The 14,059-nt window shown below is 70.0% G+C and carries 18 protein-coding genes; 11 read left to right on the top strand and 7 right to left on the bottom strand.

The features are described 5' to 3' along the window. Positions 1–40: 40 nt before the first annotated feature. Positions 41–697 (bottom strand): hypothetical protein, encoded by a 657-nt coding sequence (locus DEJ14_RS15415; RefSeq protein WP_146249834.1) that lies wholly within the window; start codon positions 695–697, stop codon positions 41–43. A gap of 173 nt (positions 698–870) precedes the next feature. Between DEJ14_RS15415 and DEJ14_RS15410 the strand changes: the two genes are divergently transcribed. The 3 genes from DEJ14_RS15410 (at position 871) to DEJ14_RS15400 (ending at position 2,214) form a co-directional block, all read left to right on the top strand. After that, the gene (locus DEJ14_RS15410; RefSeq protein WP_146249833.1) at positions 871–1,323 is read left to right on the top strand and encodes a hypothetical protein; all 453 of its coding nucleotides are present in this window, start codon (positions 871–873) and stop codon (positions 1,321–1,323) included. Between the two features lie 61 nt (positions 1,324–1,384). Next, positions 1,385–1,960, top strand: a complete 576-nt coding sequence (locus tag DEJ14_RS15405) for a TetR/AcrR family transcriptional regulator (RefSeq protein ID WP_111086666.1) — start codon at positions 1,385–1,387, stop codon at positions 1,958–1,960. A 32-nt stretch (positions 1,961–1,992) separates the two neighbouring features. After that, positions 1,993–2,214 (top strand): hypothetical protein, encoded by a 222-nt coding sequence (locus DEJ14_RS15400; protein ID WP_111086665.1) that lies wholly within the window; start codon positions 1,993–1,995, stop codon positions 2,212–2,214. Positions 2,215–2,260: 46 nt separating this feature from the next. On the opposite strand, the gene DEJ14_RS15395 is transcribed toward DEJ14_RS15400, so the two are convergent. Further along, positions 2,261–2,905 (bottom strand): GntR family transcriptional regulator, encoded by a 645-nt coding sequence (locus tag DEJ14_RS15395; protein WP_111086664.1) that lies wholly within the window; start codon positions 2,903–2,905, stop codon positions 2,261–2,263. Positions 2,906–3,025: 120 nt separating this feature from the next. Between DEJ14_RS15395 and DEJ14_RS15390 the strand changes: the two genes are divergently transcribed. From DEJ14_RS15390 to DEJ14_RS15375, 4 genes are all read left to right on the top strand, one after another. Continuing rightward, positions 3,026–3,733, top strand: coding sequence for a DUF969 domain-containing protein (locus tag DEJ14_RS15390; RefSeq protein WP_111086663.1), 708 nt, complete (start codon positions 3,026–3,028; stop codon positions 3,731–3,733). Then, on the top strand, positions 3,730–4,800 hold the full coding sequence (locus DEJ14_RS15385) for a DUF979 domain-containing protein (RefSeq protein WP_111086662.1): 1,071 nt from the start codon (positions 3,730–3,732) through the stop codon (positions 4,798–4,800). Before DEJ14_RS15390 ends, DEJ14_RS15385 begins: the two co-directional genes overlap by 4 nt. Beyond that, on the top strand, positions 4,787–5,842 hold the full coding sequence (locus DEJ14_RS15380) for a DUF2891 family protein (protein WP_258373378.1): 1,056 nt from the start codon (positions 4,787–4,789) through the stop codon (positions 5,840–5,842). The genes DEJ14_RS15385 and DEJ14_RS15380 overlap by 14 nt, the downstream gene beginning before the upstream one ends. A gap of 150 nt (positions 5,843–5,992) precedes the next feature. Next, positions 5,993–6,751, top strand: a complete 759-nt coding sequence (locus tag DEJ14_RS15375; RefSeq protein WP_111086661.1) for a glycoside hydrolase family 16 protein — start codon at positions 5,993–5,995, stop codon at positions 6,749–6,751. Between the two features lie 11 nt (positions 6,752–6,762). On the opposite strand, the gene DEJ14_RS15370 is transcribed toward DEJ14_RS15375, so the two are convergent. From DEJ14_RS15370 to DEJ14_RS15355, 4 genes are all read right to left on the bottom strand, one after another. Next, on the bottom strand, positions 6,763–7,065 hold the full coding sequence (locus tag DEJ14_RS15370; protein WP_111086660.1) for a putative quinol monooxygenase: 303 nt from the start codon (positions 7,063–7,065) through the stop codon (positions 6,763–6,765). 80 nt (positions 7,066–7,145) lie between these two features. Continuing rightward, positions 7,146–8,030, bottom strand: a complete 885-nt coding sequence (locus DEJ14_RS15365) for a 5-oxoprolinase subunit C family protein (RefSeq protein WP_111086659.1) — start codon at positions 8,028–8,030, stop codon at positions 7,146–7,148. Further along, positions 8,027–8,659: a 5-oxoprolinase subunit B family protein gene (locus DEJ14_RS15360; RefSeq protein ID WP_111086658.1), complete on the bottom strand. Its 633-nt coding sequence runs from the start codon at positions 8,657–8,659 to the stop codon at positions 8,027–8,029. Before DEJ14_RS15360 ends, DEJ14_RS15365 begins: the two co-directional genes overlap by 4 nt. After that, a complete protein-coding gene (locus DEJ14_RS15355) occupies positions 8,656–9,417 on the bottom strand; it encodes a LamB/YcsF family protein (RefSeq protein WP_111086657.1) in 762 nt (253 codons plus the stop codon). The genes DEJ14_RS15360 and DEJ14_RS15355 overlap by 4 nt, the downstream gene beginning before the upstream one ends. A 172-nt stretch (positions 9,418–9,589) precedes the next feature. Between DEJ14_RS15355 and DEJ14_RS15350 the strand changes: the two genes are divergently transcribed. Then, the gene (locus tag DEJ14_RS15350) at positions 9,590–9,772 is read left to right on the top strand and encodes a hypothetical protein (RefSeq protein ID WP_111086656.1); all 183 of its coding nucleotides are present in this window, start codon (positions 9,590–9,592) and stop codon (positions 9,770–9,772) included. Positions 9,773–9,879: 107 nt separating this feature from the next. Here the strand turns inward: DEJ14_RS15350 and DEJ14_RS15345 are convergent, their stop codons facing one another. Continuing rightward, complete coding sequence (locus DEJ14_RS15345) at positions 9,880–10,464, bottom strand: TetR/AcrR family transcriptional regulator (RefSeq protein WP_111086655.1); 585 nt, start codon at positions 10,462–10,464, stop codon at positions 9,880–9,882. 132 nt (positions 10,465–10,596) lie between these two features. On the opposite strand from DEJ14_RS15345, the gene DEJ14_RS15340 reads away from it, so the two are divergent. From DEJ14_RS15340 to DEJ14_RS15330, 3 genes are all read left to right on the top strand, one after another. After that, the gene (locus DEJ14_RS15340) at positions 10,597–11,961 is read left to right on the top strand and encodes an MFS transporter (protein WP_111086654.1); all 1,365 of its coding nucleotides are present in this window, start codon (positions 10,597–10,599) and stop codon (positions 11,959–11,961) included. A gap of 92 nt (positions 11,962–12,053) precedes the next feature. Then, positions 12,054–12,887, top strand: coding sequence for a sugar phosphate isomerase/epimerase family protein (locus DEJ14_RS15335; RefSeq protein WP_111086653.1), 834 nt, complete (start codon positions 12,054–12,056; stop codon positions 12,885–12,887). Next, positions 12,884–14,035, top strand: coding sequence for a Gfo/Idh/MocA family protein (locus tag DEJ14_RS15330; protein ID WP_111086692.1), 1,152 nt, complete (start codon positions 12,884–12,886; stop codon positions 14,033–14,035). The genes DEJ14_RS15335 and DEJ14_RS15330 overlap by 4 nt, the downstream gene beginning before the upstream one ends. The last annotated feature ends 24 nt before the right edge of the window (positions 14,036–14,059 follow it).

Raw genomic sequence — 14,059 nt, 5'->3', positions numbered from 1 at the left:
AATCGTCGGTCAGGCGCTCGATGCCATTGGTTTTTGACGCTCAGCGGTAGATCGCCATGCAAGTTCGGCCGCGGGCTTCGCCGTTGTTCCGGAAGTCAACACACATGCTTCCCGGACGCAACGTGTGCTTCTTGACGCTGGGAATCTTGAACACCGCCTGGCCGCAGCCCGATCGCACGGAAGTCGTTTCCTGGGCGTATTGCCGACCGTTGACGTCCTTGAATCGGTAGACACCGCTCCAGTTGCAGAACATGCCGGGGATGATCGCGGCGGGGCCGTAACACTCGACGGCAGTTGTTGATCCTGTGACGCTGAGACCTGAGCCTCGTACAGCCATGTTGAGGAAGCATCCTGCTGGTACGACGATCGTGACGCCTCGGTAACTCCACCGAAAGGAAGCCACCGGCGAGGTGGCGAACCCGCCATTGATCGAGTTTCCCCCCTCGTCCTTGGCGGTGCCGTAGGCGTGCTGGAGGGCTACGAATTCCTGACCCTGCTCTTCAACGTCGACGTGGGCCGCGGGGACCTCTGCGAGTGGCGCAGCAGCCGCCGGCGCGACCAGCGAGCCCAAGAGGAGCAAGCAGGCTCCGAACCCCATCGATCGAGCAATGTACTTACGAAACAACTTCATCTCCCCGAGTCGCTGCCAGCTTGTGCTGACATCCGCACTGTACTGATGTTGCAGGTCGATGTACACAACGTTAAATATCGTGAATATCACTCGTTGTGCTTGTGCGGCTGCCGGTCGTTCCTGCTGCACCGCGCCGGTACTACTCTTAGAATGTGAAACATGACGAGCGGATAAGTCAGCGGTGGTGGAGGCAGGGACTACTCGCGCTCGCCTCCTCGAGCGTTGCTCTCGGTGCTTCGATGACCACTGCACCGGCTTCGACTTGGTGGGGCGCAGCGCCACTCCTCGTCGTTGGTGGCACCGTCGTCTACTTGATCCTCTTGTGGGGACTACGTCGGCGCAGGGATGGCTCGCCAACCAAGCTCCGCGTGGTGGACTGGGTGACCTTCGCGACGAGTCTCGGGGGTGGACTGCTTGCTGGAGTCCTCCTCTTCAACGGCTCAGCTTCCTTCGCTGCTCTCTTTCCCGTCCCGCTTGTGGCGATCGCCGCCGCAGTCAGTCGTTCCGGCGGGGGATTGCGAGACCGGTCGATCGTGCTCGGCCTGACCGCTGCCCTGATCGCCGTGGTCCTCTTCTGGAACGCCGACGTGCGCCAGGGCTTCTCCGACCTGGTCCAGGGATCGGTGGTCGCGGGCGTCCTGCTGGCGGTGGGGCTCGTCCTGAGGGGGGTCGTTCGGCGACAGCGCGCCTGACCAGCGCGGTATCGCGGCCATCCGGCTCCGCGGCGCCGACTCGGTCGATACGGTTGTCTGCATGGCACGCTTCACGCCCCCAGCCCCCGACGCGATGCGCGCACGACTCCTGCTCGCGGCACGCGACGAGTTCGCCGCGGCTGGGCTCGTCGGCGCCAAGATCGAGCGGATCGCCGCGGCGTCGTCGAGCAACAAGGCGCAGATCTTCCACTACTTCGGCAGCAAGGAGGGGCTGTTCGACGCGCTCCTCGCCCAGACCGTCGCTGAGACGTTCGACGAGGTCCCGATCGACACCGACGACCTCGCCGAGTGGGCTGCCCGCCTGCACGACTCGTACGTCCAGCGACCCTGGGCCGAGCGGCTCGCCACGTGGCACCGCCTCGAGCGGGGGAGTGACGGTGCGCTCGAAGCCGTCATCGCCAGCAACGCCGAGGCCGTCGCCGCGGTGGAGCATGCCCAGCGCGCCGGGGTCCTGCCGCGCAGCTACCGTCCGGCGGTGCTGCTCGGTCTGGTGATGCACCTCGCCGCGTTCTGGAGCTCGGCCTCCCCCGAGTACGGCTCGTTGGTCGCGGCGGTCGCACCTGCGCGGCGTCGGCAGATCGTGATCGACGCGGTGAAGGCACTCGTCGGGGGCTGACGTCGTGCACGGCCGGGCGTAGGGTTCGGGCCATGAGCAGCGACAACCGGTTCCTCCGCGCGACCTTCGGTCGGCCGTTGGTCTGGGTTGGCGCGGTGTGGATCGCGGTCGGGGTGCTGTGGAGTGTCATGGCGGTCATCGAACCGAGTGGCTTCCGCGTGTTCATGGCTGTCCTGTGGCTCGTGCTCGGCGGCAGCATGCTCGCCGTCGCGCTCCGCGACAAGAAGCGCGGCCTCGGCCGGTACCAGCGCTAGTCGCGGCGGCGCGAGCCCGCAGGAACGACCCGCACCGGGCCTCCCGTCAGCCTTTCGCGCCCGCAGCGACCCGCAGCGTCCGCTCCGCATCGTCGAGGTAGTCAGCCAGCAGTGCTGAGGCCCCGGTCTGGTCACCGGCGCGCAGCGCCACGACGATCGCCTCGTTCCGCTCCACGAACTCGGCGTGGAACGACGCCGGGTCGTCGGCCGTCAGAAAGGCCAGCCGCATCTCGGCGAGCAGCCCGTCCATCAGCCCGTGGATCCGTGTGCTCGGAACCGCGCGCACGAGCTCGGCGTGGAACCGGATGTCCGCGGTGCCGACGGCGCCCCAGTCGCCCGTGACCGCAGCGTCCCGCGCAGCCGTGACGGCGGCGGCCGCCGCGTCGAGCGCGGGTGACGTTGGTGTGCACGCCCGCACCGCGGCTTCCTCGAGCACCCGCCGGGCGGCGTACAGGTCGGTGACGTCCTCGGCGGAGAGCCGTCGCACGAAGACCCCGCGGTTGAACACGTGCTCGACCAGCCGGTCGCGCGCGAGCAGCCGGAAGGCCTCGCGCAGCGTGTTCCGCGACACCCCGAGCTGGTCGCTCAGCCGCTCCTCGGACAGCTGCGCCCCGGGGGAGAACTCGCCCGACGCGATCATGGTGCGCAGCCGATCGGCCGTCGAGTCGGCACCACTGACGGTTCGGGTCATGTCCCGATCCTGACACGGCCTCGAGCGTCGCAGGTGCGAACCTCGCACCGTGTGACCGTCGTGTTACAGAGCAGAACAGCCTCTTGCGATTGTTGAACAATGCGGGCCAGACTGTCCCGCATGTTCGTCCTCATCGGCGTCGCCGTTGTCATCATCGGGTTCGCGTTGCGCGTCAACGCGCTGCTCGTCGTGACCGTCGCGGGCATCGTCACCGCGGCCATCGGCGGGATCGGTCCCGTCGGCATCCTCACTGCGTTCGGCGACGGTTTCGCGTCGAGCCGGTCCGTCACGACCTTCGCACTCGTCCTGCCCGTCATCGGCCTGATCGAGCGCTACGGGCTGCAGGACCAGGCCAAGCGCCTGATCGCGAAGCTCGACAAGCTCACGACGGGTCGTCTGCTGGCGGGCTACCTGGCCATCCGGCAGGTCACGGCCGCGGTCGGCCTGACCAGCATCGGCGGGCCGGCGCAGACCGTGCGGCCCCTCGTGCACCCGATGGCCGAAGGTGCGGCGATCAAGAAGTACGGCCGGATCGACGAGCGGATGCGCGAGAAGATCAAGGGCTACTCGGCGTCGTCCGACACCGTCGGGGTCTTCTTCGGCGAGGACGTGTTCGTCGCCGTCGGCTCGATCCTGCTCATCACCACCTTCGTCGACGCCACCTACGGTCTGTCGCTCGAGCCCATCGACCTGGCACTGTGGGCGATCCCGACGGGCATCGCCGCGCTCCTGGTCCACGGCACGCGACTGCTGCTGTTCGACCGCACGCTCGACAAGATGGCCGCCGACGCCCGCATCGACACCCCGACGCAGGGAGCTGCAGCGTGATCACCAGCGAATGGCTCTACTGGCTCATCGGCGCGTTCTTCATCGCGGTGGCCGTCCTCATCGTCACGGACACCTCGCACGCCAAGCGACTCGGCAACGCGGCGTTCTGGGGGATCCTCGGGGTCTCGTTCTTCTACGGAACGTTCGTCGCCGCGAAGACCGCGCCGTCGTGGGTGCTCGGCATCGCCGTGCTGGTGATGGTCGCGCTCGCCGGACTCGGGTTCACCGGGACGACCAGCCGCACACGGGTCGCCAGCATCCCCGGTGCCGGCACGGGGGCGGAGACCGGCCCGGCCGAACCCACCGCTGCCGCCACGAAGCCGTCCGCCAGCACGAGCGTCCTCGCCACCACCAGCCCCGACGAGCGCGCGGCGTTCGCCACCCAGTTCGGCAACAAGCTCTTCATCCCGGCGCTGGTCGTGCCCGTGGTCGCCGTCCTCGTGGCGACGCTCGGTCCGCTCGTCTCGATCGGCGGTGCGCCGCTGCTCGCCGAGGGCAGCGCGACCCTGACCGGCCTGGGCATCGGCTCGGTGCTGGCCGTGGTCGTCGCGGTGTTCGTCCTGCGCCCGCCGAGGATCGCCACGCCCATCCGTGAGGGCGGTCGACTGCTGCAGGCCATCGGGTGGGCGGCGCTGCTGCCGCAGATGCTCTCCACCCTCGGCATCGTCTTCACCCAGGCCGGGGTCGGCGATGCCGTCGGCACCATCATCAAGTCGATCCTGCCCGGCGGCTCGCTGATCGCCGCGGTGGTCGTCTACTGCCTCGGCATGGCCCTGTTCACGATCATCATGGGCAACGCGTTCGCCGCCTTCCCGATCATGACGGCCGCGATCGGATGGCCCGTCCTGGTGCAGGGCTTCGACGGCAACCCCGCCGCGATCTTCGCCATCGGCATGCTCGCCGGCTTCTGCGGCACGCTCGTCACGCCGATGGCCGCGAACTTCAACCTGGTGCCTGCTGCCCTGCTCGAGATGCGGGACAAGTACGGTCCGATCAAGGCGCAGATCCCGACCGCCGCCATCCTGCTCGTCGTCAACATGGGAGTCATGTACCTTGTCGCTTTCTGATGCTGCCCCGCTCGATCTGACCCGGGCCGCCTGGGCCGACCGCTTCGCGGCCGTCGCCGCCGAGAACACCTCGCGCGAGTACCCGTACGCGGCGCACCACACGACGTCCGGCCCGGACGACCGGGCGCTGCCGGTCGAGCTGCACCCCGCCTTCGCCACGTCGTACGACTGGCACTCGTCCGTGCACATGCACTGGCTCGCAGCGCGTCTGGTCGCGCACGGTCTGCCGGCCGACCTGGAGGCCCGGCTCACCACGATCCTGCAGGCCCACCTGAGCGCGGATCACCTGGCGACGGAAGCCGCCTACTTCCACACGACGCCGCACTACGAGCGCCCCTACGGGTGGGCCTGGCTCGCGAAGCTCGCCGCCGAGGTCTCCGCGTCCGAGGTGCCGGCCATCCGGCAGCTCGCCCCCGGGTTCGCGCCCGTGGTCGACGTGCTCGAGGACCTCGTCACCCGCTGGGTCGACGGCGCCGCCCACTCGGTGCGGCACGGGGTGCACTCGAACTCGGCGTTCGGGCTGCTGCTCGTGCTCGAGGCCGCACGGGCGCTCGGCCGCGACGAGCTCACCGCGACGGTGGAGCGAGCGGCGCGCGAGTGGTTCGGCGAGGACGCCGGATGGCCGTTCGCCTGGGAGCGCAGCGGGCACGACTTCCTGTCCGCCGGGCTGGCCGAGGCCGACCTGATGCGGGCCGTGCTGACCCCGGCCGAGTTCGCGACGTGGTCGGACGGCTTCTTCGCCCAGGTGCGGTCGGGCGACGCGATCCTGCAGTCGACGGTGGTCCGCGACGAGAACGACCCGCAGCAGGTGCACCTGTTCGGGCTCGACCTGTCGCGAGCGGGATCAGCCCGGCGCATCGCGGACGCCCTGCGCGCCGGTGAGCTCGACGACGACGGGCTCGCGAGCCTGCTCGACGAGGCGGCCGACCGGCTGTTGGCCTCGGGTCTGGCCGCGAGTGTCGGCGAAGAGTACTACTCCACGCACTGGCTCGCGAGCTTCGCCTGGGACGCCATGGAAGCGCGGGAGCACGCCGCGCGCTGACCCTCGAACGAGGGGCATGGTCGCCGGTCCGGCGTGCTGCTGTCAACCCCCTGCATTCGTTGCGGAATGCACCTACCTTCGACGCGCAGCCGAGATCCGGCTGGGTGCCCGAGGGGAACGGGTGCCACCAGTCACACCAGGGAGTGACACATGCAGCACCGCAGGATCAGGCGGACAGCACTCATCGCCGCACTCATCGGAGCCGTCGTCGTGGCGGCGCCGCTCGGAGCGGGAACCGTTGCCTACGCGGGGGTCACCGCCCCGGTCGGCAACGTCGGCAAGTTCAAGCAGACCTTCGTCGAGAACTTCAGCACGACGGCCTCGGCGAACGGCCAGTTCGCGAAGACCTACGCGAACTCATGGCAGCCGTACCCGGACGGGACGGGCGGCACGTACTGGTCGGGCTCGCAGGTCAGCGCCCGCAACGGCTACATGGACGTCACGCTCGACGGCAAGCACGGAGCCGCGGGGACCTTCGGCACCCCGAACGGCGCGTGGTCGCACGTGGGCGGCAAGTTCAGCGTCCGGGCGAAGGCCACCGGCGGCGACGGGAACGGTGCAGCGTTCATGCTGTGGCCGTCGTCCGACGTCTGGTCGGACGGCGAGATCGACTACCCGGAGGCGAACTTCGAGGCATCGCCGATGCTCCACCACCATTCGATGGTCGCCGGGCAGGAAGCGAACTCGACGAGCATGAGCACCGGGGTGACCTGGCGCAGCTGGCACGTCTACTCGGTCGAGTGGATCCCCGGCAAGTCGGTGCAGTACCTGCTCGACGGCAAGGTCATCAAGACGATCACCTCGAACGTGCCGAAGACCGCGCACCGGTACATGTTCCAGGTCGGCAACTGGGGTGCCGCCGGGCACCTCGACATCGACTGGGTCAGCACCTACGAGTACACGGGCTGACCCGCAGCAGGTCAGCTGATCGCGATCGTCCGTGCGAACGTCCGCGCGACGGGCGGTGCGGCGACGATCGGTCCGATCGCTGCGGCACCGTCCGGGGTCGCCCGCCATGCCTCGTAGGCGTCGTGGGCGGCCCCGCTCGTCCAGGACTCGACGACGACCATGCGCGTCGGGTCGGCGTCGTCGACCAGCACCTCGAGGGACTCGCAGCCGTCGAAGGCGCGGGTCTGGGCGAGCGTCTCGCGGATCGCCGCCTCGACGGTGTCGGCGGGGACGTCGCTCCGGAACTGGACCTCGAGCAGGACGGTGATCGACATGTGGTGCACCTTTCGTCGGCAGTGTCCGACTCAACCCGCAGTGGCGCCGACCTGTTCCGGATCGGTCAGTGAGCGGGTCGTCAGTGGACGAACCGGAAGCGGATGGTGTCACCCGGCCGGAGCTGCGCGGCACGGTCGACCGACTCCGGCGTGAGGACCGCCACGACGGGGTAGCCGCCGGTGACCGGGTGGTCGGCGAGGAACAGCACCGGGAAGCCCTCCGGCGGGACCTGCAGGGAACCGGTCTCCACCCCTTCGCTCGGCAGCTCGTGCGTGACGGCGCGGACGAGCGGCTGCGGAGCCGTGGTGCGGACCCCCACGCGGTCGCTGTCCGACCCGACGGTGAAGTCCTGACGGGTCAGGGTGTCGCGCCAGTCCGGCGTGAACCAGTCGTCGCGGGGGCCGGCGGTGACGTCGAGGAGCACCGGTTCGTCCGGCCAGTGCTCGTCGGGTTGCGGCACGGCGTCGACGATCGGCCACGAAGCGCGCGCGTCGCCGATCGGCAGGACGTCACCCGGCGACGGCGGCGGCGGCCCGAGGCGTGCGAGCGAGTCCCACGAGCGGCTGCCGAGCACGGGCTCGACCGCGAACCCGCCGAGGACCGCGATGTAGGAGCGCAGTCCGGTGGTGGCAGTACCGATCCGGAGGGTGTCACCCGGGGCGAGCATCAGGACCTCGTGCGAGGCCGCACCGCGGACCCGCCCGTCCGCCCGCTCGATCTCGACCGGGCAGGCGGCCCCGGCGGTGGCGACGACCACGTACGCGTCGGTCCGCAGCGTGACGGCGCCGAGCAGGGCCTCCAGGACGGCCGCATCGGGACGGTTGCCGACCAGCCGGTTGGCCAGTGCTGCGGACCCGCGGTCGGCGGCGCCCGCCGCGCCGAGGCCCATTTCACTGAAGCCGGGGCGCCCCAGGTCCTGCGTTGCCGCGCCGTAGCCGACCTGCAGGACGGTCAGCGCGCTCATGCCGCACCCGCGTCGACGAACCGGACCCGTGTGCCGGCGGGTGCCAGCGCCGGCGGTTCCCGGTCGAGCGCCCACATCGGTACGTCGGTGCGGCCGATGAGCTGCCAGCCGCCGGGGGAGACGCGTGGGTAGACGGCGCTGAACTCGCCCGCCAGTGCGACGGCACCGCTCGGCACGGCGGTGCGCGACGTGCTCCGGCGTGGCAGGTCGAGTGACGGCTCGGTGCCGGTGAGGTAGCTGAAGCCCGGGGCGAAGCCGCAGAAGGCGCTCGTCCAGAGTTGGCCGGTGTGCCACGCGATCACGCGGTCGCGGCGCATGCCCGTCAGGGCGACGACCTGGTCGAGGTCCTCGCCGTCGTAGACCACCGGGATGACGAGTGGGTCCGCGGCGCTCGCCGCTTCGGCGTCGGCGGACGGGACGACCCGTTCGAGTGCGCTGCGGAGTCTCGCGGCGTCGGTCGTCGCCGGGTCGTACCGGAGCAGCAGGGTCCGCGCGCCGGACACGACCTCGGTGAGGCCGGGCAGCCGAGCCGCGGCCAGCCCGGCGCGGAACGCGACGACCTGCGGCAGCGAGTCGAACGTGGCGAGCAGGGCGGTGCGCCCAGTGGGCCGGAGGTCGAGGACGGTCACGGTGCGAACGGCGCGATCGTGACGCCGTGCTCGGTCAGCAGCGACCGGATCGCGCGGGCCATCGCAACGGCGCCGGGGGAGTCGCCGTGGACGCAGACGGAGTCGGCGCTGACCCGCAGCTCGGAGCCGTCGACGGCGGTCGCGACCCCGTCGGTGACCATGCGGAGGACACGGGCGGCTACCTCGTCCGGATCGTGGAGCACCGAACCCGGCGTGCTGCGGGACACCAGGGAGCCGTCGGGTTCGTAGGCGCGGTCGGCGAAGGACTCCGCGACCGCGCGGAGCCCGTGGCGTTCTGCCGCGAGCAGGAGTTCGGAACCCGGCAGCGCGAGCACCGCGAGCGAGCTGTCGACATCGGCGATCGCCCGGACCACGGCCTCGGCCTGGACCGGGTCGGCGCACGCCGTGTTGTAGAGGGCGCCGTGCGGCTTGACGTAGGTGACGGCGGTGCCGGCGACCCGTGCGGTGGCGGCCATCGCGCCGAGCTGGTGCACGACGTCGGCGTGGAGTTCGTCCGGGGTGACGTGCACCGGACGGCGACCGAAGCCGGCGAGGTCGCGGTAGGCGACGTGCGCACCGATCGCGACCCCGCGCTCGGCGGCAGCGCGGGCGGTGGCGAGCATGATCGTCGGGTCGCCGGCGTGGAATCCGCAGGCGATGTTGGCGCTCGACACGACGTCGAGCATCGCGGCGTCGTCGCCCATCGTCCAGGCGCCGAACCCCTCGCCGAGGTCGCTGTTCAGGTCGATCGTCGTCACGGGGACTCCCTGTCGTCGCGGGTTGTTGAACAATCTACCGAGCGGTGACTCCGCTGTCGACCGGTCGGGGCACGCGGCTGGTGGGTGGATTCCGAGCAGCGGCACGTAGCGTCCGAGTTCAGCACCTGCCGGGGGCGTCGCCCTCGGTTCGACCACTGCACTGGAGCAGACCATGACCGACAGCAGCAACACGCACGACGACGACGCCAAGGCCCCCGTGAACGACTCCGAGGGCACCGAGAAGCCGGGCGGGCTCGGCGACGACAACACCATCCCGAACGACCCGGACGGCCTGGCCGCTGGGCACGTCGGGGACGACTCGCACTTCAACCCGGAAGAGGACGGCGAGAAGTAGGGGTCGTTCGTCGACTCGGAACGACGTCCTCGTTGTCGTACGACGACGAGGGCGTCGTTCCGAGTCGACCCGGTGTCGTTCCACATCGACATGCGCCCGAAGGTCCCCTACAGCACCCGCTCCAGCAACCGCAGCGTCCCCGCGATGTCCACGTTCCGGTCCAGCAGCCACTGCACCTGCAGCCCGTCGAACGCCGCGATGATGAGCGACGCCACCTGCTCGAGGTCGGCGTCCGAGTGCCGCCCCGACGCCGCGAGCTCATCGTGCAGTTGTGCGACCAGGTTCCCCCGTGCCTCGTCGAACCGGGCGGCGAAGAACTCTCGTGCCGTCTCGTTGCCAGACTCCACCGATGCCCCGAGCAGGGTCGTGTAGAGCGTCACGAGTGCCGGTTCGCTGACGTTCCGGTCGGCGACGAAGGAGAGCCTGCTGAAGACGCCGGCCGTGTCGCCGAGTGCCCGGTCCGAGGCGGCATCGCGTTCCCGCAGGACCTCGACCAGCAGCGCTTCGCGCGACGAGAAGTAGTGCCGGAGCGCCGCGTGCGAGACCCCGATCGCATCGCCGATGGCGCGCAGCGAGGTGCCGTCGATCCCGCGCGAGGCGACGACGTCGAGCGTCTGGTCGAGGATCTCCTGCCGACGCTGCACGCCCTTGGCGTAGGGGCCCCTGGTGCCGATTCCATCGTTGGAGGTCACGCGTGCCAATGTACCGGCGCAACAATCGGGACGAAAACTTCCGGTCGGAGGTTTCCGGTGCTACAGTCCCGATCACCTAGCAGCACTAGGTATTCGAGGGCCCCGAAGCCCCCTATGACTCGAGGAGGAGTCATGTCGACACCGACGTCGAAGGAAGAACCCACCCGCGGCATCGCCGGGACCGCATCACCGGTGGTCACCGCAGCCGCCGGTGCCACCGCCTCGGACGCCGCGGCGCCCCGAGCGTTCTCGGTCGAGGGGATCACGCAGTCCGTCAGCACGATGCGTGTGGGCCGCGGCTACCTCTGGGGCCTCAGCTTCGCCCAGTTCGGCCTGTTCGTCGCCCTGCTCACGCCGGTCTTCGTGAGCATGTCGATCAAGGCGACCGAGCTCAACCCCTCGAGCCCCGAGACCGTGGTCGGCTCCGTCCTGCCGTTCGGTGCCCTCGGTGCACTGTTCGCCAACCCGCTGTTCGGCGCGATCTCCGACCGCACCCGCAGCCGGTGGGGACGTCGACGCCCGTGGATGCTCGGCGGCGTCATCGTCTTCGTCGGTTCGCTCGCCTGGCTCGCGTTCTCGCCGAACGTCCTGCAGCTCACGCTGGCCTGGGTCCTCGCGCAGGTCACGGCGAACGCCGTCCTCGCCACGCTGACCGCGAGCTTCGCCGACAACGTGCCGGAGTTCCAGCGCGGCAAGGCCTCGAGCGTCATCGCCCTCGCGCAGAACATCGCCATCCTCGCGGGCCTGTACCTGGCCGTGTACCTGGTCGGCAACCTCCCGGTGCTCTTCATCGCCCCGGGTGTCCTGGCGATCATCGCGATCCTCGTCTACTGCTTCGTGGCCCGCGACGACCTGCCGACGACGCCGGTCAAGCCGTTCAGCTGGATCAACCTGATCAGCTCGTTCTGGACCAACCCGATCAAGCACCCGGACTTCGGCCTGGCATGGTGGGGTCGCTTCCTCATCACCTTCGGCACGTTCATGTTCACGACGTACCGCCTGCTCTACATGGAGGACCGCATCGGCCTCCCGCAGAAGGAAGCCGTCGGGGTCGTCGCCTTCGGGGTCCTGCTGTACACGGTCGCCCTGCTCGTCAGCGCCGCCGTCTCCGGCTGGGTGTCGGACCGCGTCCAGCGCCGCAAGGTCTTCGTCTGGGGCTCCACCGCACTGACCGCGGTCGGCCTCGTGATCCTGGCCCACGTCGACACGGTCGGCGGCTTCTACTTCGCCGAGATCGTCCTCGGCTTCGCCTTCGGCATCTACGCCGCCATCGACACCGCCCTGATCGTCGACGTGCTGCCCGACCCGGAACGCCCCGGCAAGGACCTCGGCGTCATCAACATCGCGAACGCGCTGCCGCAGTCGCTCGCTCCGGCCGTCGGCCTGTTCCTGCTCGGCATCGGCGGTGGTCAGAACTACACGCTCATGCTCTGGGGTGCCGGCGTCGCCGTCATCCTCGGCGCCCTCGTGATCCTGCCGATCAAGTCGGTCCGCTGACCAACGCAACCAGCCGGGAGGCGCGGCGCGCGTCCGCAACGCGAGTCGCGCCTCCAGGCAGTCACCTGCACCACCCCCGGAAAGGACCCGACATGGCTCCCGCCATCTCCCTGCAGCTCTACACGGTGAACGCCGCGCTGGAGCCCGACCTCGACGGCGGCGTCCGCCGCCTGGCCGAGATCGGCTTCGACACCGTCGAGGCGTTCGCGTTCGTGGACCGAGCACCGCAGCTCAAGTCCGCTTTCGACGCCCACGGCATCACCGCGAAGACCGGCCACGCGTTCCTGGTCGAGGAGACCATCCCGCTGCCCGACGGCACCGTGATGACCGCTCCGTCGCACGCCGACACCTTCGCCGCGGCGAAGGAACTCGGCCTCGAGATCGTCATCGACCCGTTCGTCGGGCCCGACGCGTGGACGACCCGCGAGGGCGTCGAGCGCGTCGCCGCACGACTCAACGCCGCCGCCGTCGAGGCCGCCGAGCACGGTCTGCGCGTCGGCTACCACAACCACGACCACGAGCTCCGGCCGCAGATCGACGGGCAGCCCGCGCTGCAGGTGCTCGCGTCGCTGCTCGACCCGGCCGTGGTGCTCGAGCTCGACCTGTACTGGGCATCGGCCGCGGGCATCGACGTCGTCGCGTTCATCGAGGAGCTCGGCGACCGCATCGTCGCCGTGCACGTCAAGGACGGTCCGATGCGCGACGACATCTCCACCGCGACGATCCCCACCGACCAGACCCCGGCCGGCCAGGGCGACGTCCGGCTCGCCGAGGCCCTCCGTGCGGCGACGGCGCTCGAGTACGCCGTGATCGAGTTCGACGGGTTCGACGGGGACGTCTTCGACGGTGTGCAGCAGTCGTACGAGTGGCTCGCGGCGCAGCTCGCGCCGGCCGGTTCGTCGTCCGCATCGGAGGTGTCCGCATGACCCGCACCGGACGCGTCGGCATCGGCTTCATCGGCGCTGGCATGATCAGCGAGCAGTACCTGGCGAACCTCACGACGTTCCCCGACGTCGAGGTCGTCCGGATCGGTGACATCGACACGGAGCGCGCCGCGGCGTCGGCTTCGAAGTGGGGTGTCGCGGCCTCGGGCGACGGCGCATCCGTGCTCGCCGATCCCGACGTCGAGATCGTCATCAACCTGACGCTCCCCGCCACGCACGTCGCCGTCTCGATGGACGCACTGCGTGCCGGCAAGCACGTGTGGAGCGAGAAGCCGATCGGCGTGGACCGTGCCTCAGCCGCATCGCTCGTCGAACTCGCCGACTCCCTCGGTCTGAAGCTCGGCATCGCGCCGGACACCGTGCTCGGCCCGGGGTGGCAGACCGCCAAGCGTGCGATCGAGGCCGGTGCGATCGGCACCCCGCTCACCGCGGTCACGAGCATGCAGTGGCAGGGGCCGGACGTGTTCCACCCGAACGCGTCGTTCCTCTACGCCAAGGGTGCGGGCCCGCTGTTCGACATCGGCCCGTACTACTTCACGGCGCTCGTGCACCTGCTCGGACCGATCGACTCCGTCGTCGCGACGGGGTCGAAGTCCCGAGAGACGCGGCAGCTGGTCGTCGGGCCGAACGCGGGCGACTCGTTCCCCGTCGAGGTGCCGACCCACGTCTCCGTCCTGACCTCGTTCGAGCAGGGCGGCAACGCGCAGTCGCTGCTCTCGTTCGACACCCCGCTGTTCCGCCACGGCGTGTTCGAGGTCAACGGGACCGAGGGCACGATCGTCCTGCCCGACCCGAACACGTTCGGTGGCGGGCACCCGATCCGGATCGCGCGACCGCTGACCGCGGACGCGACGTTCCCCTTCTCGCAGGACTTCGAGGTCCTGCTCGACGAGGAGCCCACCGTCGGTCGTGGCCTCGGCGTGCTCGACATGGCGCGGGCGATCCGCGGCGGTGGCTCGCACATCGCGACCGGTGAGGTCGGGTACCACGTGCTCGACACCATGGTCGCGGTCGAGGAGTCGATCGCCGCCCGCTCGTTCATCGAGGTCGAGTCGACCGTCGCACCGATCGCGTCGTTGCCCGAGGACTTCGACCCGCTCGCGGCGACGCTGGAGGGCGCGCAGGTCTGAGGGCTCGCTCGACTGGCGGGATCG

This window comes from Curtobacterium sp. MCJR17_020, assembly GCF_003234365.2.
Taxonomy (GTDB): domain Bacteria; phylum Actinomycetota; class Actinomycetes; order Actinomycetales; family Microbacteriaceae; genus Curtobacterium.
Note: the sequence above shows the minus strand (reverse complement) of the source record. Positions and strands in the feature narration are given on the sequence as shown.